Source organism: Bacillus thuringiensis, assembly GCF_001595725.1.
In the GTDB taxonomy this organism is placed as follows: domain Bacteria; phylum Bacillota; class Bacilli; order Bacillales; family Bacillaceae_G; genus Bacillus_A; species Bacillus_A thuringiensis_K.
Genome location: NZ_CP014282.1, coordinates 5,045,822 through 5,065,510, shown reverse-complemented (window position 1 = coordinate 5,065,510; position 19,689 = coordinate 5,045,822). Strand labels below are relative to the sequence as shown.

Genomic DNA, 19,689 nt, shown 5'->3' with positions numbered 1-19,689 from the left:
AAAGCGCCTCTACGTCAGAAGCTCCATCCTCCTCCCATTCTGAGCGAGCCGCTGCCGCTTTTAGATATTATCCAGTTCCAGTGGCCAGCTCTTCGCATCTAAGAACCTCCGCTACTCAAGGTAAAAAGCACCTTTTGTGCGAGAGAACCTTAGCTGATCAGAGCTAAACGGGCCACTTCCACTTTTAAACTGGCCTAACCAATTCAAATTGTTCTCCTAATTTTGCATAGTTGTGTCCTGCTAAGCGGCTTATTGGTTTGAGTCCTTCGGCGTGAATCCGCCCTTTTTCATATAGATGTTCGGCAATGTGGAAACGAACGACGCGTCCAATTAGTAGATCACAAGCTGGTGAGTCTTCCGTTCCGCCAAGTGGAATTGCACGTTCTAATACGCATTCCATTCGAATATTTGCTTCTTTTACACCTGGAACAGAGATGACTTCACTTTTGATTGGTGTTAGTTTTGCTAGTTCAATTTCACTTTCATTTGGCGGGAGGTTAGCTGCTGTTTCATTAATTGCTGCTACATATGATTCGTCAGAAATATGTACAACAAATTCTCCTTTTTCAATTGCGTTTCGGGAAGTGTCCTTTCTTTCTCCAGCTTTTCGTTGTACAGATACTGAGATAAGTGGTGGATTAGCAGCGACAATATTGAAATAACTATATGGCGCTCCGTTTAATACACCGTCTTTTGTTACAGAAGTAACGAATGCTACAGGACGAGGGATGATACTTCCAGTAAGTAATTTGTAATTATCTTTTTCAGTTTGTTCATCTGGATTAATGGATAACATGCTTGTAATCCCCTTTCTAAATATGAATACTTATTGTTTGTTTACAAGATAACGATGAGAAAATCCTGCTGGAAATAATATTTTATTTCATAAAAAGAACTTACTTCAATTGTAATGAAGTAAGTTCTTTTTTCAAGAATCTCAAATTTGAGATAAAAATTAAAGTAAAACGTATGCCCCAGGTCCGATTAAAGCTACACCAACAGCGACAGCGATTAACATTAAGTTATATTCATATCCGTTTTGTGTTACCCAGTAACCATTTTTTCCGTGAACAGTGAAGATAGCCATTAACATTGTTCCAACGATAAATAATGAACCAACTACAATGAAAATACCTGATGCGAATAAGAAACCACCTAGTAATTCAGTTGCGCCAGCCATAAATGCCATAAATACACCAGGGCGTAAACCGATTGACTCCATCCAGCCACCTGTTCCTTTTAAACCGTAACCGCCGAACCAACCAAATAATTTTTGAGCACCATGACCCATGAATGTAATTCCTATAATAAGACGAATAATAAGTAGACCGAAATCCATCATTTTTCAAAACCTCCTAAAAGTTATCAACTTACCTTACGTAAGTAATTATAAAATAGTTACTTACTTTAGTCAAGTGGATTTTGAAAAAAGTTTGAATTAAATTTTACAAATTAACAACAAAAAATAAAATGTAGTAAAGACCTCTAGACAAGTTGGGCAAAAAAAGAGAAAATATAAATAGAAGTTAACTTCTAATTGTTATTCAGACAATCAGAATTGACTGGAATTTTGTGAAGCGCTACAATAAGAGTCTATTAGTAATGACGTAATTTATTTCGAAAGCGTTTTTACAGTATAATATTCGAAGTATGAAGTCTTACATGTATCCCGAGCTTTACTAGGGATTGCCCTATAAACTTTTAGGTAAATTATAAGGAGGACTATCCTATGTTTAAAAAATTATTCGGTCTTGGTTCAAAAACAAATGAAGAAACAATCGTAGCTCCATTAACTGGAGCAGTGAAAAATATTGAAGAAGTACCAGATCCAGTATTTGCTGGTCGTATGATGGGTGACGGCGTTGCAATCGATCCTACTGAAGGTGTAGTTGTATCTCCAGTTGATGGTGAAATCGTACAATTATTCCACACAAAACATGCTATCGGAATTAAAGCGAAAAACGGTACAGAAATTTTAATCCACGTTGGATTAGAAACTGTAAAAATGGAAGGCGAAGGTTTCGAAGCTCACGTTTCTGAAGGCCAAGCTGTAAAAGCTGGAGATAAATTAATCTCATTCGACCTAGAATTAATCCGTGAAAAAGCGAAAAGCACAATTACTCCAATTGTTATTACAAACACAGATGCAGCTGAGTCTATTAAGACAACTGTAGGCGTAGCAGCTACAAAAGGTTCAACAGAAGTAATGAAAGTTACAATGAAATAATTGCTATATAAGAGGAATCCGTTTCGTATGAAATGGATTCCTTATTTTTGTTGTATGTTCAGCAGGTATGTTAAAATACTCTAGGCACTTGGAAATAGGGCTTCACATATATGTGGATAAGGCGCATTTTTCTTAGAAAAAATATAAGAGAAATGCGCCTTTTGTATATTCACATTTCTTTTGTTCTATTCTAATGTAAGTTATGATGAGTGATAAGAAATGGAATATAGGGGTGGGTTTGAATGAAACGAGTGTTATTTGTTTGTACTGGCAATACATGTCGTAGTCCAATGGCTGAGGCGTTGCTTCGTCATCACGGAGGAGATAAGTTTGAAGTGCAATCTGCTGGTGTTTTCGCCTATCCTGGGAGCGATGCATCGGTACATGCGAAGGAAGCTTTAGCTGAAAAGGGAATTGCAATCGATCATGCCGCGCAGCAGGTAAACGAAACTTTGATTGGTTGGGCAGATATTGTAGTAACAATGACGGAAAACCATAAGCAAATTGTCCTTGGGCATTATCCGAGTGTCGAAGAGAAAGTAGATACATTATATGGAGTAGCTGAGGGAATAAGTAAGGATATTTCAGATCCATTTGGCGGATCACTTTCTATTTATAAAGAAACGTTAGAAGAGATGGAAAAACTTGTACAAACTTTACTGAAAAACCATTCAGAAGGTTGATGTTTCGTGTATAATACGATATTGGAGATCACTTCGTCCCATTAAAGGATCGAGTGAGAAATGAAGATAATGGATTGAAACTTTGGAGGGGTAAAAATGAAAGTAGTAATAGCATCTGATCACGGCGGTATGAATATCCGCAAAGAACTTGTAAGTTTATTAGAAGAGTTAAATATTGAATATATTGATTTAGGTTGTGAATGTGAAGCTGGTTCTGTTGATTACCCTGACTTTGCGTTTCCAGCAGCTGAAATGGTAGCGAATGGTGAAGTAGATCGTGGTATTTTAGTTTGTGGGACAGGCATTGGTATGTCAATCGCAGCAAACAAAGTGAATGGTATCCGTTGTGCGTTAGTTCATGATACTTTCAGCGCGAAAGCAACGAGAGAGCATAATGACACTAACATGCTAGCAATGGGCGAGCGTGTAATTGGTGCTGGTCTAGCGCGTGATATTGCGAAAATCTGGTTAACAACTGACTATGAAGGTGGTCGTCACGAAAACCGCGTAGGAAAAATTAAAACATACGAAACAAAGTAATAGATTCTAACTATCAGTAGTGTGCAATATAATTTGGTGAACCAACCTGTGAAAGGAAGAGGCGTAATGACAGAAATCGTAAAGGTAAGAGAACAGCTACAAATGTTGCTTTCTGATTTCCAAGAACAAGCTTCATTACAAAGCGGTCAAATTTTTGTAGTGGGTTGTAGCACGAGCGAAGTGCTAGGCGAAAGAATTGGAACATCAGGAACGATGGAAGTAGCAGAGGCGATTTTCTCTGAGTTAAAACAATTTCAAGAGCAAACAGGTATTGAATTAGCGTTTCAATGTTGTGAGCATTTAAACCGTGCTTTAGTAGTTGAGAGAGAAGTAGCGATAAAATATCAATTTGAAATTGTAACAGTTACGCCTGTTAGATCAGCAGGTGGTGCATTGGGGACATACGCGTATCACAATTTGAAAGATCCGGTAGTAGTTGAGTTTATTAAAGCTGATGCAGGAATGGATATTGGTGATACATTTATCGGTATGCATTTAAAGCATGTAGCTGTTCCGGTTCGTACAAGTGTGAAGGAAATTGGAAGTGCGCATGTAACGATGGCCAAAACACGTGGAAAACTAATTGGTGGGGCACGTGCTGTCTATGCGGCAGCGGAAGAGACTACCACTTGCCGTTAAATATGAGAAATTAGGAAGTCATATAGTAACTGTTTATCATAAGATAAAAGGTATGTTGTCTGACTTTATAATAGAAGAAAGAAAAGACCGATTTTCGGTCTTTTTTTTCTTTTATGATATAGAAAGTCATGTTAGAATGTAGTTGAAAACATGAAGGTTCGAAAGAATTACAACCTGAATTTTCGTTTTTTCTGAATAAATGAGAAAAAACTATTGGGAATCGATGTAATTCGTTCAGAAAAGGGGGATTTTGGTGGATCATTTAAAACGTCAAGATGAAAAGGTATTTGCTGCAATTGAGGCAGAACTAGGAAGACAGCGTTCAAAGATTGAGTTAATTGCTTCGGAAAACTTCGTAAGTGAAGCAGTAATGGAGGCACAAGGTTCTGTTTTAACGAATAAGTATGCTGAAGGATATCCTGGAAAACGTTACTATGGTGGCTGTGAACACGTAGACGTAGTAGAAGATATCGCACGTGATCGTGTGAAAGAAATTTTCGGCGCAGAGCACGTCAATGTTCAACCACACTCTGGTGCACAAGCGAACATGGCAGTATACTTCACGATTTTAGAGCAAGGCGATACAGTACTTGGTATGAATTTATCTCATGGTGGTCACTTAACACACGGAAGCCCTGTTAACTTCAGTGGAGTACAATATAATTTCGTAGAATATGGCGTGGATGCTGACTCTCACCGTATTAATTACGATGATGTATTAGCAAAAGCGAAAGAACATAAACCAAAATTAATCGTTGCAGGTGCAAGTGCATACCCTCGTGTTATCGATTTCAAGCGATTCCGTGAGATTGCAGATGAAGTGGGCGCTTATTTAATGGTTGATATGGCACATATCGCTGGTTTAGTAGCTGCTGGTTTACATCCAAATCCAGTACCACATGCACATTTCGTTACAACGACAACACATAAAACGTTACGTGGCCCGCGTGGTGGTATGATTTTATGTGAAGAGCAATTTGCAAAACAAATTGATAAATCAATCTTCCCTGGTATTCAAGGTGGTCCACTTATGCACGTAATCGCTGCGAAAGCTGTTGCATTTGGTGAGGCACTTCAAGATGATTTCAAAACATATGCACAAAATATCATTAACAATGCGAACCGCTTAGCTGAAGGTCTCCAAAAAGAAGGACTTACACTTGTTTCTGGCGGAACAGACAATCACTTAATCTTGATTGATGTTCGTAACTTAGAAATCACAGGTAAAGTAGCAGAGCACGTATTAGATGAAGTTGGTATTACAGTGAACAAAAATACAATTCCATTTGAAACAGCAAGCCCATTTGTAACAAGTGGTGTACGTATCGGTACAGCAGCTGTAACATCTCGTGGTTTCGGTTTAGAAGAAATGGATGAAATTGCGTCACTTATTGCCTATACATTAAAAAATCATGACAATGAAGCTGCATTAGAAGAAGTACGTAAGCGTGTAGAAGCGTTAACTAGCAAATTCCCAATGTATCCAAATCTATAATAGATTGAAGAAGACTGCCGAGACTTAATTGTTTTGGCGGTCTTTTTTGTGGACATATATTATTTTTAAAGTATGTATACAAATGATGAATAAATTTTGGCGATATAATGAAGGATACAGCTCCCATAATTGGTAAAGATACTAGATAGATTCATCGTAAAATCATGATTTTGCCAAATTTGCCCTTGAATATTAGTAGCGTTTTCTTTACAATCGTAAATAGTGTAAAAAAGCGTGCAAACGCATGAATATCATCTAAAGGAGAGATTCACATGGGAAAACTGTATGTATTTGATCACCCGTTAATTCAACATAAGATTACATATATTCGCGATAAGAATACAGGTACGAAAGATTTTCGTGAATTAGTGGACGAAGTAGCAAGCTTAATGGCTTTCGAAATTACTCGCGACCTTCCACTTAAGGACATTGAAATTGAAACACCTGTAAGCAAAGCGACAACAAAAGTGATCGCTGGTAAAAAACTTGGTTTAATTCCGATTTTACGTGCAGGTTTAGGAATGGTTGATGGAATTCTGAAATTAATTCCAGCAGCAAAAGTAGGACACGTTGGTTTATACCGTGACCCTAAAACATTGCAACCGGTAGAATACTATGTGAAACTTCCAACGGATGTAGAAGAGCGTGACTTTATCGTACTAGATCCGATGCTAGCAACAGGTGGTTCTGCGGCTGAAGCAATTAACTCTCTGAAAAAGCGCGGTGCGAAACAAATTAAATTAATGTGTATCGTTGCAGCTCCAGAAGGGGTAAAAGTAGTACAAGAAGAACATCCTGATGTTGATATTTATGTAGCAGCATTAGATGAGAAATTAAATGACCACGGATATGTAGTACCAGGTCTTGGTGATGCTGGTGACCGTTTATTCGGAACGAAGTAAGACAACTGACGAGCAGGGGAGATTCCCCAGCTCGTCTTTTTTTGCTGTAAGCAAGTAGGGGAGGGGGAGAGGATAAATATACATCGTATATACAACATAAGTTGCATACACCTCACATATAATATAGAAGTCTTACGTCTGAGGAACACTATATTATGGAAGAAAAGCGTTATATCTCGAAAATATAATAGTGACAAACTTGTGAACATTTCCTTCTATTATAAAGAGAAAACTGTTAGAAATTGCATATATGTAACCAGTATTTAGAAGGGGAACGTTTTCATTTTTGGGAGGAAATGCCTAATACTCAAATTTTTAGATTTTTTACGATTTCTCGTTGACACTGTTAATACCCTATTGTATGCTAACAACGGGGATAGATGGTAGGGCTTTCAGTGACAAAATTACATCTATTCCGTGACGAAAATGTAAACTTTTTGTTTTGTATAGGATTTATGCAAAAAAATGAGTTATTATTAACACATCGTGAATGAGGGTTACATATTGGAGGGATGAATCCTTGCAAAAAAACGATCGCAGCCATATAAAAGCTTATGCTTTAATGTCAGGTATTCTCGCTCAGTTAGTCGGTTCTATTCTTGTTGGAATCTTTGGTGGGCAGTGGATTGATAATAAGGTTGGAACGTTTCCGTTGTTTCTTATTATAGGGTTATTACTCGGACTAGGAACAGGGGTATACGCAATGATTCGACTCATTCGACATTACTATTCGGGAGAGCAATGATGATAGACGTACATGGACTTGTCCAAAGACAAAAGAAATATATGTACTACTTGCTTGCGCTTCTAGTGCTAGGATGGGGATTTACCTCTTACAAGGATGTATTTCTTGGACTGATTATCGGTACGATTTTCAGTTTTCTTAGTTTGCGCATCATTGCACGTAGAACAGACAAGCTGCTAGACCGCGTAACAAATGGAGAAAACGTGAAGTTCAAGGCAACAGCGGTAAGTACATATTCAAGATTCGCCACGATTGGGTTATTAATTTTATTTGCAGCCAAATATCAAGAGTTAATCGCGATGTGGGGCCTAGGTGTAGGATTGCTGACAGGATACCTTGTCATGATCATAGATTTTCTTTATTTAGAGTATAAGAGCAGGGAAGAGAGGTGAATTACTAGTGGAACACGGTAAATTAGTTGAATTTCTAGGTTTAACGTTCGATTTGTCATCAGTTATGATGGTTACTGTAGCAGCAGTTATTGTTTTCTTAATCGCTGTTATCGGAACTCGCAGCTTAGCTCTTCGCCCAACCGGGATGCAAAACTTCATGGAATGGGTGTTTGACTTCGTGAAAGGGATTATCAATAGTACGATGGACTGGAAAACAGGTGGACGTTTCTTAACGCTTGGCGTTACGCTTATCATGTTTATCATCGTATCGAACTTCCTTGGTTTACCATTCATGTATTCAGCAACTGAAGCTGGCGAACATATTGCATGGTGGAGATCACCAACGTCTGATCCAGCAGTTACATTAACATTAGCCGTGATGGTAGTTACCCTCACCCATTATTATGGAATTAAGATGAAGGGTACGAAAGAGTACGTAAAAGGTTATTTCCAACCTATGAAATTCTTATTCCCATTAAAGGTTATTGAGGAGTTTGCTAACACATTAACGTTAGGTCTTCGTTTATTTGGTAACATTTATGCAGGTGAGATCTTATTAGGATTACTTGCTAAGTTGGGCGGAGCATCAGTCCTTGGGGCAGTAGGTGCGCTTGTACCAATGTTAGCATGGATGGGATTCAGTGTATTCGTTGGATCAATCCAAGCATTTATTTTCGTTATGTTAACGATGGTTTATATGGCTCATAAAGTAAGCCATGACCATTAATATAATTTAAGTAAGAAAAAATTTATTTTTTTATAATACAAAGGAGGACAAATTAAATGAGTTTAGGTGTAATCGCAGCTGCAATTGCAATTGGTTTATCAGCATTAGGTGCAGGTATTGGTAACGGTCTTATCGTATCACGTACAATCGAAGGTGTTGCTCGTCAACCAGAATTAAAAGGCGCACTTCAAACAATTATGTTCATCGGGGTTGCTTTAGTTGAGGCACTTCCAATCATCGGTGTAGTTATTGCATTCATCGTAATGAACAAATAAGGGAGACTCCCCTTACATAGATGGCGAAGAGTGTTTTTCCGAACTTTCTTCGCCATTGCTTTATGAACGAAACGTATGTCTTTTTTTTTCATATGATCAATCTAGATATTTTGAAGGGAGTGAATCCTTGTGCCAACTTTATTATTAGGGGCTGCCATTCCATTTGGAACGATTGCTTATACATTGTTCATTTTCTTACTTCTGTTAGTGATGCTACGCAAATTTGCGTGGGGTCCTTTAATGGGGATTATGAAAGAACGTGAAGAGCATGTTACTAATGAAATCGACGCTGCAGAAAGAAGTAACGCTGAAGCGAAGAAGTTAGTAGAAGAACAACGTGAAATGTTAAAACAATCACGTGTTGAAGCACAAGAGTTAATTGAAAGAGCGAAAAAACAAGCTGTAGATCAGAAAGATGTTATTGTTGCTGCTGCGAAAGAAGAAGCAGAATCAATTAAAGCATCTGCTGTACAAGAAATTCAACGCGAAAAAGAGCAAGCAATTGCTGCTTTACAAGAACAAGTTGCTTCTTTATCTGTTCAAATTGCTTCTAAAGTAATTGAAAAAGAATTAAAAGAAGAAGATCAAGTGAAGTTAATTCGCGATTATATTAAAGAAGTAGGAGAAGCGCGATGAGCAATGGGATTGTAGCAAAACGTTATGCTGTCGCTCTTTTTAAAATTGCTAAAGAAAAACACGTATTAGAAATGTTTGAAGAGGAATTACGCCTTGTACAAAACGTTTATGTAAAGAACGGAGAACTACATAGCTTTTTAACGCAACCGAACATTTCAAAGGAACAAAAGAAAACGTTTCTTGCAAACGTATTCGGATCTGTTTCTGAATCTATTTTAAATACGTTATATATTTTAATTGATAACAAACGCATTGATATCTTACCTGAAATTGCAGATGAATATGTTGTTCTTGCTAATGAAGAACGTAACGTAGCGGATGCAACTGTATATTCTACTCGTCTTCTATCAGAAGAAGAGAAGCTTAACATTGCTGAAGCATTTGCAAAGAGAACGGGAAAAGATGCAATTCGCGTGAAAAATGTTGTAGATGAAGATTTACTAGGCGGAATTAAAGTACGTATTGGAAATCGCATTTATGACGGAAGTTTACAAGGAAAATTAGCACGTATTCAGCGTGAATTAATGAAGAATAGATAGGGGTGAAGCACATGAGCATCAGAGCTGAAGAAATTAGCGCACTGATAAAGCAACAAATCGAGAACTATCAGTCTGAAATCGAAGTTAGTGATGTTGGTACAGTTATCCAAGTTGGTGACGGTATCGCGCGTGCTCATGGTCTTGATAACGTTATGGCTGGTGAACTTGTAGAGTTCTCTAACGGCGTTATGGGACTAGCACAAAACTTAGAGGAAAACAACGTAGGTATTATCATTTTAGGACCTTACACAGAAATCCGTGAAGGTGACGAAGTTCGTCGTACTGGTCGCATCATGCAAGTACCAGTAGGAAAAGAACTAATTGGTCGTGTTGTAAACCCATTAGGTCAACCAGTTGATGGTTTAGGCCCAATCAATACAACAAACACTCGTCCAATCGAAAGTCCAGCACCAGGTGTAATGGATCGTAAATCTGTTCATGAGCCACTTCAAACAGGTATTAAAGCGATCGATGCCCTTGTACCAATTGGTCGTGGTCAACGTGAGTTAATCATCGGTGACCGTCAAACTGGTAAAACAGCAGTTGCACTTGATACAATCATTAACCAAAAAGATGAAGACATGATTTGTATCTACGTAGCAATTGGACAAAAAGAATCAACTGTACGTAACGTAGTAGAAACACTACGTAAGCACGGTGCATTAGAGTACACAATCGTTGTAACTGCATCTGCTTCTCAACCAGCTCCATTATTATACCTAGCTCCTTACGCTGGTGTAACAATGGGTGAAGAGTTCATGTACAATGGTAAACACGTATTAGTAGTATATGATGACTTATCAAAACAAGCAGCGGCTTACCGTGAGCTGTCATTACTATTACGTCGTCCTCCAGGTCGTGAAGCTTACCCAGGGGATGTATTCTACTTACATTCTCGCTTATTAGAGCGTGCAGCAAAATTAAGTGATGCAAGAGGCGGCGGTTCTTTAACTGCACTACCTTTCATCGAAACACAAGCAGGGGACGTATCTGCATACATCCCAACAAACGTAATTTCTATTACGGATGGACAAATCTTCTTACAATCTGATCTATTCTTCTCTGGCGTACGTCCAGCGATCGATGCGGGTACTTCTGTATCTCGTGTAGGTGGATCTGCTCAGATTAAAGCGATGAGTAAAGTATCAGGTACACTTCGTCTTGACCTTGCATCTTACCGTGAGTTAGAAGCGTTCGCTCAGTTCGGTTCTGACCTTGATAAAGCAACTCAAGCGAAATTAAACCGTGGTGCTCGTACTGTTGAGGTATTAAAACAAGGATTACACAAACCATTACGTGTAGAGAAACAAGTTATCATTCTTTACGCTTTAACACGTGGATTCCTAGATGATATCCCAGTAGTAGATATCACTCGTTTTGAAGAAGAATTCCATGCTTGGTTAGATTCTAATGCGACTGACTTATTAGAAGAAATCCGCACAACTAAGAAACTTGCGGATGACGACAAATTTGCAGCAGCAATTAACGGATTTAAAAAAGTATTCGTAGCTTCTGAATAATAATAAAAAGTGAAGCCGACTGTTCAGCCCCATCGGCTAAGGTTCTTTCTCACAGAAGGTGCTTTTTACCTTCTTGTGGGGAAGGTTCTTAGACGAAAGGGGCTAGGAGGCGGAACTAGATTAATAAAAGCGGAAGCGGCTCGTTCTGAATGTGAGGGGATGGAGCTTCTGACGAAGAGGCGGTGTTTGCCTCGTAGGAAGAAGTGAAGCCACCGAGCATTCAAGCCGCTGGAGCTAGATAGTATATATAAAAGGCATCTCGGGCTCTGAGATTGCTAAAGGTCATGTAAAGGAAAAGAGTAGGTGCACCTATTCTTTTCCTTCAATCATGAGCAAGAATATCTTGCAACGTAGATTAGGAAGAGGATTCTTACTAATCGTGCCAACTTCCGGAAAAAAGGTGGTGAAAACCTGTGGCATCTTTACGCGATATAAAAGCGAAGATTAACTCGACAAAGAAAACGAGTCAAATTACGAAAGCGATGGAGATGGTATCTGCATCTAAGTTAAACCGTGCAGAGCAAAATGCTAAATCTTTCGTTCCGTATATGGAAAAGATTCAAGAAGTAGTAGCGAGCATTGCGCAAGGAAGCAAAGGGATTAATCATCCAATGCTAAATGCGCGTCCTGTAAAGCGTACAGGATACATCGTTATTACGTCTGATCGCGGACTAGCAGGTGGTTATAACAGTAACGTATTACGTACAGTAAGTAACGTAATTCGTGAACGTCATAATATGGATTCAAACCAATATTCTATTATTGTGCTTGGACGACTAGGACGTGATTATTTAAAACGTCGCGGCTTTAACATTATTGATGAAGTAGTTGGATTATCTGACCATCCATCATTTACTGATATTAAAGACCTTGCTTCTCGAGCAATTGCGATGTTCGCAGATGGTGCTTATGATGAGCTGTACATTTACTACAACCATTACGTAAGTAAAATTTCACAAGAGGTAACGGAAAATAAAATTTTACCGCTTACTGATGTGGCGTCTGACAAACCAACGACAGCTTATGAATTCGAACCTTCTGAAGAAGAAATTTTAAAAGTACTATTGCCACAATACGCAGAAAGCTTAGTGTACGGTGCATTACTAGATGGTAAAGCAAGTGAACACGCAGCGCGTATGACAGCAATGAAGAGTGCTACAGACAACGCAATGGAAGTTATCGATTCACTTACACTTTCATTCAACCGTGCGCGTCAGGCAGCGATTACGCAAGAAATTACGGAAATCGTTGGTGGAGCAGCAGCGTTAGAATAGTAATAAAAAGTGGAAGCGGCTCGTCCAGAACAGGAGGGCATTGGAGCTCCTGACGAAGAGGCGTAGTTTGCCTCACAGGAAGGCGCGAAATGACCGACTGTTCTAGCCGCTGGAACTAGATTCAATAAAAAGTGGAAGCGGCTCTGTCAAAAGAGTCGCGTAAGCTATAAACCAATAAAAAATTAAAAGCTAGCTGCTCGTAGAAAGTTGGCTAATTAAAAGAAAGCTAGGAGGGAACCCGATGAATAAAGGGCGCGTTACGCAAATCATGGGTCCGGTTGTAGACGTTAAGTTTGATGGCGGAAAGCTACCAGAAATCTACAACGCCCTTACGGTAAAACAAAGCAACGAAAACGGAAGTATTAACTTAACATTTGAAGTTGCACTTCATTTAGGTGATGATACAGTTCGTACAGTTGCAATGTCTTCCACAGATGGACTTGTTCGTGGCACAGAAGTAGAAGATACTGGTAAACCAATCTCTGTACCAGTTGGTGATGTAACACTTGGTCGCGTATTTAACGTATTAGGTGATGCAATTGACTTAGATGGTGAGGTTCCTGCAGATGTACATCGTGATCCAATTCACCGTCAAGCACCTGCATTCGAAGAATTATCTACTAAAGTAGAAATTCTTGAAACTGGTATTAAAGTAGTAGACTTACTTGCTCCTTACATTAAGGGTGGTAAGATCGGCCTATTCGGTGGTGCCGGCGTAGGTAAAACAGTATTAATTCAGGAATTAATTAACAACATCGCACAAGAGCACGGTGGTATCTCTGTATTCGCTGGTGTAGGTGAGCGTACTCGTGAGGGTAATGACTTATACCACGAAATGAGCGATTCTGGCGTAATCAAGAAAACTGCGATGGTATTCGGACAAATGAACGAGCCACCTGGAGCACGTCAACGTGTTGCATTAACAGGTTTAACAATGGCTGAGCATTTCCGTGATGAGCAAGGACAAGACGTACTTCTGTTCATCGATAACATCTTCCGTTTCACGCAAGCGGGTTCTGAAGTATCTGCCCTTCTTGGTCGTATGCCATCTGCGGTAGGTTACCAACCAACACTTGCAACAGAAATGGGTCAATTACAAGAGCGTATTACATCTACAAATAAAGGGTCTATCACGTCTATCCAAGCGGTATATGTACCAGCCGATGACTATACTGACCCAGCACCAGCTACAACGTTCGCTCACTTAGATGCAACAACAAACTTAGAGCGTCGTTTAACACAAATGGGTATTTACCCAGCCGTAGATCCATTAGCATCTACATCTCGTGCACTTTCTCCAGAAATTGTAGGAGAAGAACATTATGAAGTAGCTCGTCAAGTACAGCAAACTTTACAACGTTATAAAGAGCTTCAAGATATCATCGCTATCTTAGGTATGGATGAGTTATCTGAAGAAGATAAGTTAGTTGTACATCGTGCTCGTCGTATTCAATTCTTCTTATCTCAAAACTTCCACGTAGCTGAGCAGTTTACAGGTCAAAAAGGTTCTTACGTACCTGTAAAAAATACAGTTAGTGGTTTCAAAGAAATTCTAGAAGGAAAATATGATGACCTTCCAGAAGATGCATTCCGCTTAGTAGGTGGCATTGAAGAAGTTATTGAAAACGCGAAGAAAATGATGGCGTAAGGCCTTAGGAGGGACGAAGTATGAAGACATTTCCAGTCAGTATTGTAACTCCTGATGGACCGGTTTACGAAAAAGAAGTAGAAATGGTAAGTGTAAAAGCAGAGAGTGGGGAAATGGGGATCTTACCAGGTCACATTCCAACTGTTGCACCATTAAAAATTAGTGCAGTTCGTCTGAAAAATGGTGGACACACTGATTATGTAGCAGTAAGCGGTGGCTTTATCGAAGTTCGTCCAGATAAAGTGACTGTATTATCATCATCTGCTGAAGAAGCAAACCATATCGATATCCATCGCGCAAATGAAGCGAAGCGTCGCGCTGAGCAACGTCTGCAAGATAAACAAGCACATGTTGACTTTAAACGTGCAGAAATGGCATTACAACGTGCCGTGAACCGTTTAAACGTTTCCGATATGAAGTAAAAAAATCCGTAAGGGCTTTGCCTTTACGGATTTTTTTTTTGTTTGTTTTATGGATAATTTTACAAAACTGGTATAATTATATTGATGCTTGTATAAGTAGAAGTGTACAACAATTTATATTTCATAAAGGGGATGAATCAATGATTGGTGAAATGAAGCGAGAAGCATTGTACTCTTTAAAGGGAAAATGGGGACTAGGTGTTGGATCAACAATTTTATATTTTATTTTAAGTTATGTCGTTTCGATGGCTGCAATGCTTATACTATTAATTCCAGGAATTATTATATTTCTCTCAGTTGCAAGCTTAACTGGATCATTTGAAGAGGAAACGATGTCAATTGGAGCAGGTATTACCTTTGGGATTTTTTATTTCATTATGATAATTTTGAGTAACGCATCGTATGGGATTACGTCATATGGTTATACAAATGTATTTTTACAGATTAGTAAACGAGAAGATGCTAAAGTAGATTACTTATTTGAAGGATTTCGTGGCTTTAAAAGAATGATGAAAACAATGTGGGCAATGCTTGCTATTTTGTTATATACAGGTACATGGATTCCGATGCTGTTAATAGGCTTATTTGCATTGTTAGGTGAAGAAGGGAATACGTCATTTGCAATAGCTTTCTTCGTACTATTAGCAATTTCAATTGTTGGTATGATTGTGATGTATTTTTCTTATGCACTGACGTATTATGTGATGATTGAAAATCCAGAATATAGTGTTTCGCAGGCGATGAAGGAAAGTAAGAATCTTATGAAGGGTCATAAGTTAGATTTGTTTCTTTTATGGCTGAGCTTCATAGGATGGGCTATTTTAGCGCTTTTTACTTTTGGAATAGGATTTCTTTGGCTTAGTCCGTATATGAGTACGACGACAGCACACTTTTATCGCTATATTTCAAAAGGTGAATTTCAATAGGAACATGCTATACTAATAGAATTATTGTGTATAGGAGGCGAGGCTACGCATGATTAGTGATTTAAAAGGAGAAGCACTAGATTCATTAGAGGGAAAATGGGGATTAGCTGTTGGAGCTACACTACTCATTTCAATTCTTATCACGGCTTTTAGTTTTAGTGTTGATTGGGGATTTTCTTTAATTTTCGGTTGGCAAAAAACAAATGGTTCACTTTCAACGAATATTCTTACATTTTTTGTTACTGGACCGTTAACTTTAGGTGGATATTATCTTGGTTTAAATATCCTTCGTGAAAAGCAAGCTAGTATTGGTAATGTATTCGTTTGGTTTTCAGAGGGAAAGAGATTTCTAAAATCATTTTTATTATATTTATTAGTAAATCTTTATCTTTTCTTATGGATGTTATTGTTCATTATTCCAGGTATTATTAAATCATTTTCTTATGCGATGACATACTTTATTATAAACGATCATCCTGAGTATTCACTGAACCAGGCTATTACAGAAAGTCGTCGTATGATGGATGGACATAAGATGGAGTATTTCATTTTATGTTTAAGTTTTATTGGCTGGTTTATATTAAGTTGTATTACATTAGGGATTGGATTCTTATGGTTAATTCCATATTTCTATACAACATCTGCAGCTTTTTACGAAGAGATCGCAGAAGAATATTATGAGAAAAATATTTAGCACTAAAAAACCCCCGGTATGAATTATTTGTTCATACTGGGGGTTTTTTGTAGAAACTTTATAAACTCATTACTAGTAAGTGGTTTACTGAAATAGTAACCTTGCATATATTTACAGTTATGTTTTTGCAGAAACTTAAGTTGTTTTTCGGTTTCAATTCCTTCGGCAACGACTGAAAGATTTAAAGTATTTGCGAGGGAAAGTATTGTAGAAACGATGGCTCGTTCTTCAGGACGATGATCAGCTAATTGTGTAAATTCTCTCGGTACTTTTAATGTGTCGATTGGAAAAATTGATAAATAAGCAAGAGAAGAATACCCAGTACCGAAGTCATCAATGGAAGTTTGGATACCGTACTCTTTTAATTGCTTCAGTCTTAATAACGTTTCTTTCTCGTCAATCATTGCAATTCTTTCTGTTAACTCAAGGGTTACATATTTTGGATCGACTTGCACGTCGTTTAATATTTGTGAAATGCTTTCGATTAATTGATCTTGCCGGAACTCTTTTGCGGATAGATTAACACTTATTTTTAAATTTTGGTAGCCAAAGGTATGCCATATTTTTAATTGGAGACAAGCTTCTTGTAATACCCAATGTCCAAGTGGGACTACTTGTGGCGTCTCTTCTACAATTGGAATAAACTCACATGGTGAAATGTCACCTAATAGTGGGTGTTTCCAACGTATTAAAGCTTCAGCACCGATAATTTTATTTGTTGTCGTATCAATTTGTGGTTGATAAACGAGATAAAATTCTTTGTTTACTAAAGCGATTGGCAAATCTTTTTCAATTCGAGCTTTTCGTTCCATTTTTTTATATAGTTCTTTCGTGTAAAGAGAGCTACCGTTTTTTCCTTTATTCTTTGCTTCGTACATGGCCATATCAGCATGCTGCAAAATGGATAGCGGATCTTCACCTGCTTCAGGATATATTGCAATTCCGATGCTCGGTGAGATTTGTAAATGTTGATTTTCGATTTCAAATGGCTCATTCATGGCCGCCACAATCCTATCAGCTATTTTTTGGACATCTGGCTTTTTTTTGTAATTCTCGATAAGGATTGTGAACTCATCCCCAGCTAGCCGTGCGAGTTTCATATTTGATGTTGCTATTTTTTCGAGCCTTTTTGCTACTGCGATGAGTAATAGGTCTCCTACTCGATGACCGAGGGTATCATTAATAACTTTAAAACGGTCTAGGTCGAGAAACATAACAGCAAAAGGCTTTTTCGATATTTTTGCTCGTGCAATTGCTTGTTCTAAATGTTGATGAAATGCACGACGATTTGCAAGCTCTGTTAAAGTATCATGGTATGCTAGGAAGTTGATTTGTTCTTGTTGTTGTTTGCTTTCCGTAATATCTTTAATCATTAAATAAACCCCAGAAATTTTCTCCTTTAAAAAGATCGGTACGGCGGTAACGTGCAAGTAGTAAATATCTCTGTTTTTATGGTATGCCCGTATTTCTAAAGAGATAGAATATCCCTTTTTCACACGATGAAAGGCGTTAATCATTTCTTCTAAATCTTCTTCGTATATGAGTGAGTAGTAAGGCTGGTTTAATAATTCATTCGTTTGATAACCGAGTAAAGTAGTACCAGCGTTATTTACTTTGAGAAAATTGCCGTACAAATCTAATGTGAAGATTGGATCTGGATGATGCTCGTATAAAGATTTAAACATTTGTTGATTATGATAAAGTTCATTTTTCTGTTCTACTAAATCTTCTGTACGTAGTTTAATTTGTTTCTCGAGTTCTGAGTTGAATTGCATTTGAGCTAGCAATAATATTTTATTTTGTTTTCGAACTAAACTATGACGTATGAGAACGAAAGAGAAAGTTATTATAAGTCCGATTACTATAATAGGCGCAAAAACGTATTCAACTAATATAAAAACAATAAGCATTACTACCGAAATATACGGTAATGATAATCGGATTGATTCACCAATTTTAGGTGTTAGTAGTACTTGTTCTTGTTTTTCAGGCTCTTTTGTATGGAGAATACAGGCGATTGCTACTAGTGCTAAGGTTACTTGATAGAAAGGAGTAACTGTAAACATAGAATACTCTGGTATGAAGTATTTTATATAAGCATAAATCGCATCTGTAGTAGCATATAAAATTAAAGCACTGCCAAGAAGTGCACCGACCTTTTTAGGTAATAAGGATAGTGGTTTAAATAAAAGGTTGATTCCTATTAAGAGAAAGAGTAAATCAGCCATTGGATAGGTAAGTTGAACAAATATGTCGATATAGGATGTTGTAAAGATGTGAATAGTTCGTTCAATAAGTAAGTAGTAACTTAAAGTAAATTGGGCTGTAACGATAATACAAATATCACATAGCATAAAAAGTTTTTCTAATAAATCTCGGTTGTAAATGATTTCGTATAGAAAGGCAAACGTAAAGCTAACTAAAAAAAGTAAGTAAAAAAAGTCAGATGGATCAACGAACGTATAGAAGTCTTTTACAATTAAACGCTGATAGGCAACGACTATATCACCGATAAAATAAGAGAGAGCTCCAACAGATAATATGATCCAAAATAAACGAGATAGCCCTTCTTTCATGTTTGAAAAATAAAGTATATAACTACAAGCGATAATATCAATTAATAGGGTACTCGTTCCGATTAATAGCTGAAAAGGAAATGAGTATTCATACAGAAAAGGCATCGCTACATAGTGAAGCGTTATAGACAGCAATACAATGCTTATAAGAATACTTACATGTGTTTGTTTTTTCATTTATATCACCTACGGTTTCTTGAAAAGCATATATAAGTTTTATATTTATTTTGCACAATTATAGCAAGTTGTAAAGATAGATTTTAATAATTCTTGTTTCTGTCTCCCAACATATCGACATAGGAATTTGAAGTTTGCTATAATGATTAGAATAGTTGCATTATTTAGAAAAATTTAAAAATAATAATTACTGCAACTAGGACATATTGTTTACTATGTGAACTTGTTCTTAATTTAGGGGGGAGGGTTTCACAATGGCAAGTGTATATGAAAATAGTTATATGATCGTTTTGATTTTCTTGCTATTAGGTATATTGCTGCCGGTAGTGGCTCTTACATTAGGCAGGATGCTGCGCCCAAATAAACCAAGTGCAGCAAAGGCGACGACGTATGAGAGTGGAATTGAGCCTTTTCATGATGCAAACATTCGGTTTCATGCTCGTTATTATATTTTCGCTTTATTGTTTGTGATCTTTGATGTAGAAACTTTATTTTTATATCCTTGGGCTGTTGCGTATGACAAGCTAGGTTTATTTGCATTAATTGAAATGCTCATCTTTGTTGTAATGTTGCTAGTTGGATTAGCGTATGCTTGGAAAAAGAAGGTGTTACAATGGTTATAAAATTTTGAGGAATTACATCCAAATGAACG

General features: G+C 37.6%; 23 protein-coding genes. 20 read left to right on the top strand and 3 right to left on the bottom strand.

Annotation, left to right across the window (positions count from 1 at the left end):
* Positions 1-184 precede the first annotated feature (184 nt).
* Together AXW78_RS25550 and AXW78_RS25545 are read right to left on the bottom strand one after the other, a co-directional pair.
* Positions 185-796 carry a flavin reductase family protein gene (locus AXW78_RS25550; protein ID WP_000949038.1) on the bottom strand — a complete coding sequence of 204 codons (612 nt, stop codon included), beginning with the start codon at positions 794-796 and terminating at the stop codon, positions 185-187.
* A 159-nt stretch (positions 797-955) separates the two neighbouring features.
* Complete coding sequence (locus tag AXW78_RS25545; protein ID WP_000968616.1) at positions 956-1,342, bottom strand: DoxX family protein; 387 nt, start codon at positions 1,340-1,342, stop codon at positions 956-958.
* Positions 1,343-1,729: 387 nt separating this feature from the next.
* On the opposite strand from AXW78_RS25545, the gene AXW78_RS25540 reads away from it, so the two are divergent.
* From AXW78_RS25540 to AXW78_RS25450, 19 genes are all read left to right on the top strand, one after another.
* Positions 1,730-2,227 carry a PTS sugar transporter subunit IIA gene (locus AXW78_RS25540; protein ID WP_000473665.1) on the top strand — a complete coding sequence of 166 codons (498 nt, stop codon included), beginning with the start codon at positions 1,730-1,732 and terminating at the stop codon, positions 2,225-2,227.
* A 242-nt stretch (positions 2,228-2,469) separates the two neighbouring features.
* Positions 2,470-2,910, top strand: coding sequence for a low molecular weight protein arginine phosphatase (locus AXW78_RS25535; RefSeq protein WP_000832367.1), 441 nt, complete (start codon positions 2,470-2,472; stop codon positions 2,908-2,910).
* A gap of 96 nt (positions 2,911-3,006) precedes the next feature.
* Positions 3,007-3,450: a ribose 5-phosphate isomerase B gene (rpiB, locus tag AXW78_RS25530; RefSeq protein ID WP_000869542.1), complete on the top strand. Its 444-nt coding sequence runs from the start codon at positions 3,007-3,009 to the stop codon at positions 3,448-3,450.
* Positions 3,451-3,516: 66 nt separating this feature from the next.
* A complete protein-coding gene (locus tag AXW78_RS25525) occupies positions 3,517-4,089 on the top strand; it encodes a TIGR01440 family protein (protein WP_000136371.1) in 573 nt (190 codons plus the stop codon).
* Between the two features lie 253 nt (positions 4,090-4,342).
* Entirely contained in the window at positions 4,343-5,584 is a 1,242-nt protein-coding gene (gene glyA / locus AXW78_RS25520; RefSeq protein WP_000349804.1) for a serine hydroxymethyltransferase, read from the top strand.
* Positions 5,585-5,856: 272 nt separating this feature from the next.
* On the top strand, positions 5,857-6,486 hold the full coding sequence (gene upp / locus AXW78_RS25515) for a uracil phosphoribosyltransferase (RefSeq protein ID WP_000517539.1): 630 nt from the start codon (positions 5,857-5,859) through the stop codon (positions 6,484-6,486).
* Positions 6,487-6,866: 380 nt separating this feature from the next.
* Positions 6,867-6,980 carry a DUF4024 domain-containing protein gene (locus AXW78_RS25510; RefSeq protein ID WP_000232962.1) on the top strand — a complete coding sequence of 38 codons (114 nt, stop codon included), beginning with the start codon at positions 6,867-6,869 and terminating at the stop codon, positions 6,978-6,980.
* Between the two features lie 26 nt (positions 6,981-7,006).
* Entirely contained in the window at positions 7,007-7,231 is a 225-nt protein-coding gene (locus tag AXW78_RS25505) for an AtpZ/AtpI family protein (protein WP_001171223.1), read from the top strand.
* Positions 7,231-7,623 (top strand): ATP synthase subunit I, encoded by a 393-nt coding sequence (locus tag AXW78_RS25500; RefSeq protein ID WP_000567600.1) that lies wholly within the window; start codon positions 7,231-7,233, stop codon positions 7,621-7,623. The genes AXW78_RS25505 and AXW78_RS25500 overlap by 1 nt, the downstream gene beginning before the upstream one ends.
* A 7-nt stretch (positions 7,624-7,630) precedes the next feature.
* On the top strand, positions 7,631-8,350 hold the full coding sequence (atpB, locus tag AXW78_RS25495; protein ID WP_000399872.1) for a F0F1 ATP synthase subunit A: 720 nt from the start codon (positions 7,631-7,633) through the stop codon (positions 8,348-8,350).
* Positions 8,351-8,406: 56 nt separating this feature from the next.
* On the top strand, positions 8,407-8,625 hold the full coding sequence (gene atpE / locus AXW78_RS25490) for a F0F1 ATP synthase subunit C (protein ID WP_000052064.1): 219 nt from the start codon (positions 8,407-8,409) through the stop codon (positions 8,623-8,625).
* Positions 8,626-8,754: 129 nt separating this feature from the next.
* Positions 8,755-9,261 carry a F0F1 ATP synthase subunit B gene (gene atpF / locus AXW78_RS25485; protein WP_001142618.1) on the top strand — a complete coding sequence of 169 codons (507 nt, stop codon included), beginning with the start codon at positions 8,755-8,757 and terminating at the stop codon, positions 9,259-9,261.
* Complete coding sequence (gene atpH / locus AXW78_RS25480) at positions 9,258-9,800, top strand: F0F1 ATP synthase subunit delta (RefSeq protein WP_000064683.1); 543 nt, start codon at positions 9,258-9,260, stop codon at positions 9,798-9,800. The genes atpF and atpH overlap by 4 nt, the downstream gene beginning before the upstream one ends.
* A gap of 11 nt (positions 9,801-9,811) precedes the next feature.
* Positions 9,812-11,320: a F0F1 ATP synthase subunit alpha gene (gene atpA / locus AXW78_RS25475; protein WP_000027521.1), complete on the top strand. Its 1,509-nt coding sequence runs from the start codon at positions 9,812-9,814 to the stop codon at positions 11,318-11,320.
* A gap of 413 nt (positions 11,321-11,733) precedes the next feature.
* Positions 11,734-12,594 (top strand): F0F1 ATP synthase subunit gamma, encoded by an 861-nt coding sequence (atpG, locus tag AXW78_RS25470; protein WP_000157696.1) that lies wholly within the window; start codon positions 11,734-11,736, stop codon positions 12,592-12,594.
* A gap of 241 nt (positions 12,595-12,835) precedes the next feature.
* Positions 12,836-14,242 carry a F0F1 ATP synthase subunit beta gene (atpD, locus tag AXW78_RS25465; protein ID WP_001032593.1) on the top strand — a complete coding sequence of 469 codons (1,407 nt, stop codon included), beginning with the start codon at positions 12,836-12,838 and terminating at the stop codon, positions 14,240-14,242.
* A gap of 20 nt (positions 14,243-14,262) precedes the next feature.
* The gene (gene atpC / locus AXW78_RS25460) at positions 14,263-14,664 is read left to right on the top strand and encodes a F0F1 ATP synthase subunit epsilon (RefSeq protein WP_000847211.1); all 402 of its coding nucleotides are present in this window, start codon (positions 14,263-14,265) and stop codon (positions 14,662-14,664) included.
* A 140-nt stretch (positions 14,665-14,804) separates the two neighbouring features.
* Positions 14,805-15,590: a DUF975 family protein gene (locus AXW78_RS25455; protein WP_000578832.1), complete on the top strand. Its 786-nt coding sequence runs from the start codon at positions 14,805-14,807 to the stop codon at positions 15,588-15,590.
* 49 nt (positions 15,591-15,639) lie between these two features.
* The gene (locus tag AXW78_RS25450; protein WP_046946594.1) at positions 15,640-16,284 is read left to right on the top strand and encodes a DUF975 family protein; all 645 of its coding nucleotides are present in this window, start codon (positions 15,640-15,642) and stop codon (positions 16,282-16,284) included.
* Positions 16,285-16,307: 23 nt separating this feature from the next.
* Here the strand turns inward: AXW78_RS25450 and AXW78_RS25445 are convergent, their stop codons facing one another.
* Positions 16,308-19,037 (bottom strand): EAL domain-containing protein, encoded by a 2,730-nt coding sequence (locus tag AXW78_RS25445; RefSeq protein WP_000744999.1) that lies wholly within the window; start codon positions 19,035-19,037, stop codon positions 16,308-16,310.
* A 254-nt stretch (positions 19,038-19,291) separates the two neighbouring features.
* On the opposite strand from AXW78_RS25445, the gene nuoA reads away from it, so the two are divergent.
* On the top strand, positions 19,292-19,660 hold the full coding sequence (nuoA, locus tag AXW78_RS25440) for an NADH-quinone oxidoreductase subunit NuoA (RefSeq protein ID WP_000179273.1): 369 nt from the start codon (positions 19,292-19,294) through the stop codon (positions 19,658-19,660).
* Positions 19,661-19,689: the final 29 nt, after the last annotated feature.

Excerpts from the sequence above, each read along its gene's own strand:
- AXW78_RS25550 (WP_000949038.1), bottom strand. The coding sequence starts at position 796 with ATGTTATCCATTAATCCAGATGAACAAACTGAAAAAGATAATTACAAA.
- AXW78_RS25545 (WP_000968616.1), bottom strand. The coding sequence starts at position 1,342 with ATGATGGATTTCGGTCTACTTATTATTCGTCTTATTATAGGAATTACA.
- AXW78_RS25540 (WP_000473665.1), top strand. The coding sequence starts at position 1,730 with ATGTTTAAAAAATTATTCGGTCTTGGTTCAAAAACAAATGAAGAAACA.
- AXW78_RS25535 (WP_000832367.1), top strand. The coding sequence starts at position 2,470 with ATGAAACGAGTGTTATTTGTTTGTACTGGCAATACATGTCGTAGTCCA.
- rpiB (WP_000869542.1), top strand. The coding sequence starts at position 3,007 with ATGAAAGTAGTAATAGCATCTGATCACGGCGGTATGAATATCCGCAAA.
- AXW78_RS25525 (WP_000136371.1), top strand. The coding sequence starts at position 3,517 with ATGACAGAAATCGTAAAGGTAAGAGAACAGCTACAAATGTTGCTTTCT.
- upp (WP_000517539.1), top strand. The coding sequence starts at position 5,857 with ATGGGAAAACTGTATGTATTTGATCACCCGTTAATTCAACATAAGATT.
- AXW78_RS25510 (WP_000232962.1), top strand. The coding sequence starts at position 6,867 with ATGGTAGGGCTTTCAGTGACAAAATTACATCTATTCCGTGACGAAAAT.
- AXW78_RS25500 (WP_000567600.1), top strand. The coding sequence starts at position 7,231 with ATGATAGACGTACATGGACTTGTCCAAAGACAAAAGAAATATATGTAC.
- atpE (WP_000052064.1), top strand. The coding sequence starts at position 8,407 with ATGAGTTTAGGTGTAATCGCAGCTGCAATTGCAATTGGTTTATCAGCA.
- atpH (WP_000064683.1), top strand. The coding sequence starts at position 9,258 with ATGAGCAATGGGATTGTAGCAAAACGTTATGCTGTCGCTCTTTTTAAA.
- atpA (WP_000027521.1), top strand. The coding sequence starts at position 9,812 with ATGAGCATCAGAGCTGAAGAAATTAGCGCACTGATAAAGCAACAAATC.
- atpD (WP_001032593.1), top strand. The coding sequence starts at position 12,836 with ATGAATAAAGGGCGCGTTACGCAAATCATGGGTCCGGTTGTAGACGTT.
- atpC (WP_000847211.1), top strand. The coding sequence starts at position 14,263 with ATGAAGACATTTCCAGTCAGTATTGTAACTCCTGATGGACCGGTTTAC.
- AXW78_RS25455 (WP_000578832.1), top strand. The coding sequence starts at position 14,805 with ATGATTGGTGAAATGAAGCGAGAAGCATTGTACTCTTTAAAGGGAAAA.
- AXW78_RS25450 (WP_046946594.1), top strand. The coding sequence starts at position 15,640 with ATGATTAGTGATTTAAAAGGAGAAGCACTAGATTCATTAGAGGGAAAA.
- AXW78_RS25445 (WP_000744999.1), bottom strand. The coding sequence starts at position 19,037 with ATGAAAAAACAAACACATGTAAGTATTCTTATAAGCATTGTATTGCTG.
- nuoA (WP_000179273.1), top strand. The coding sequence starts at position 19,292 with ATGGCAAGTGTATATGAAAATAGTTATATGATCGTTTTGATTTTCTTG.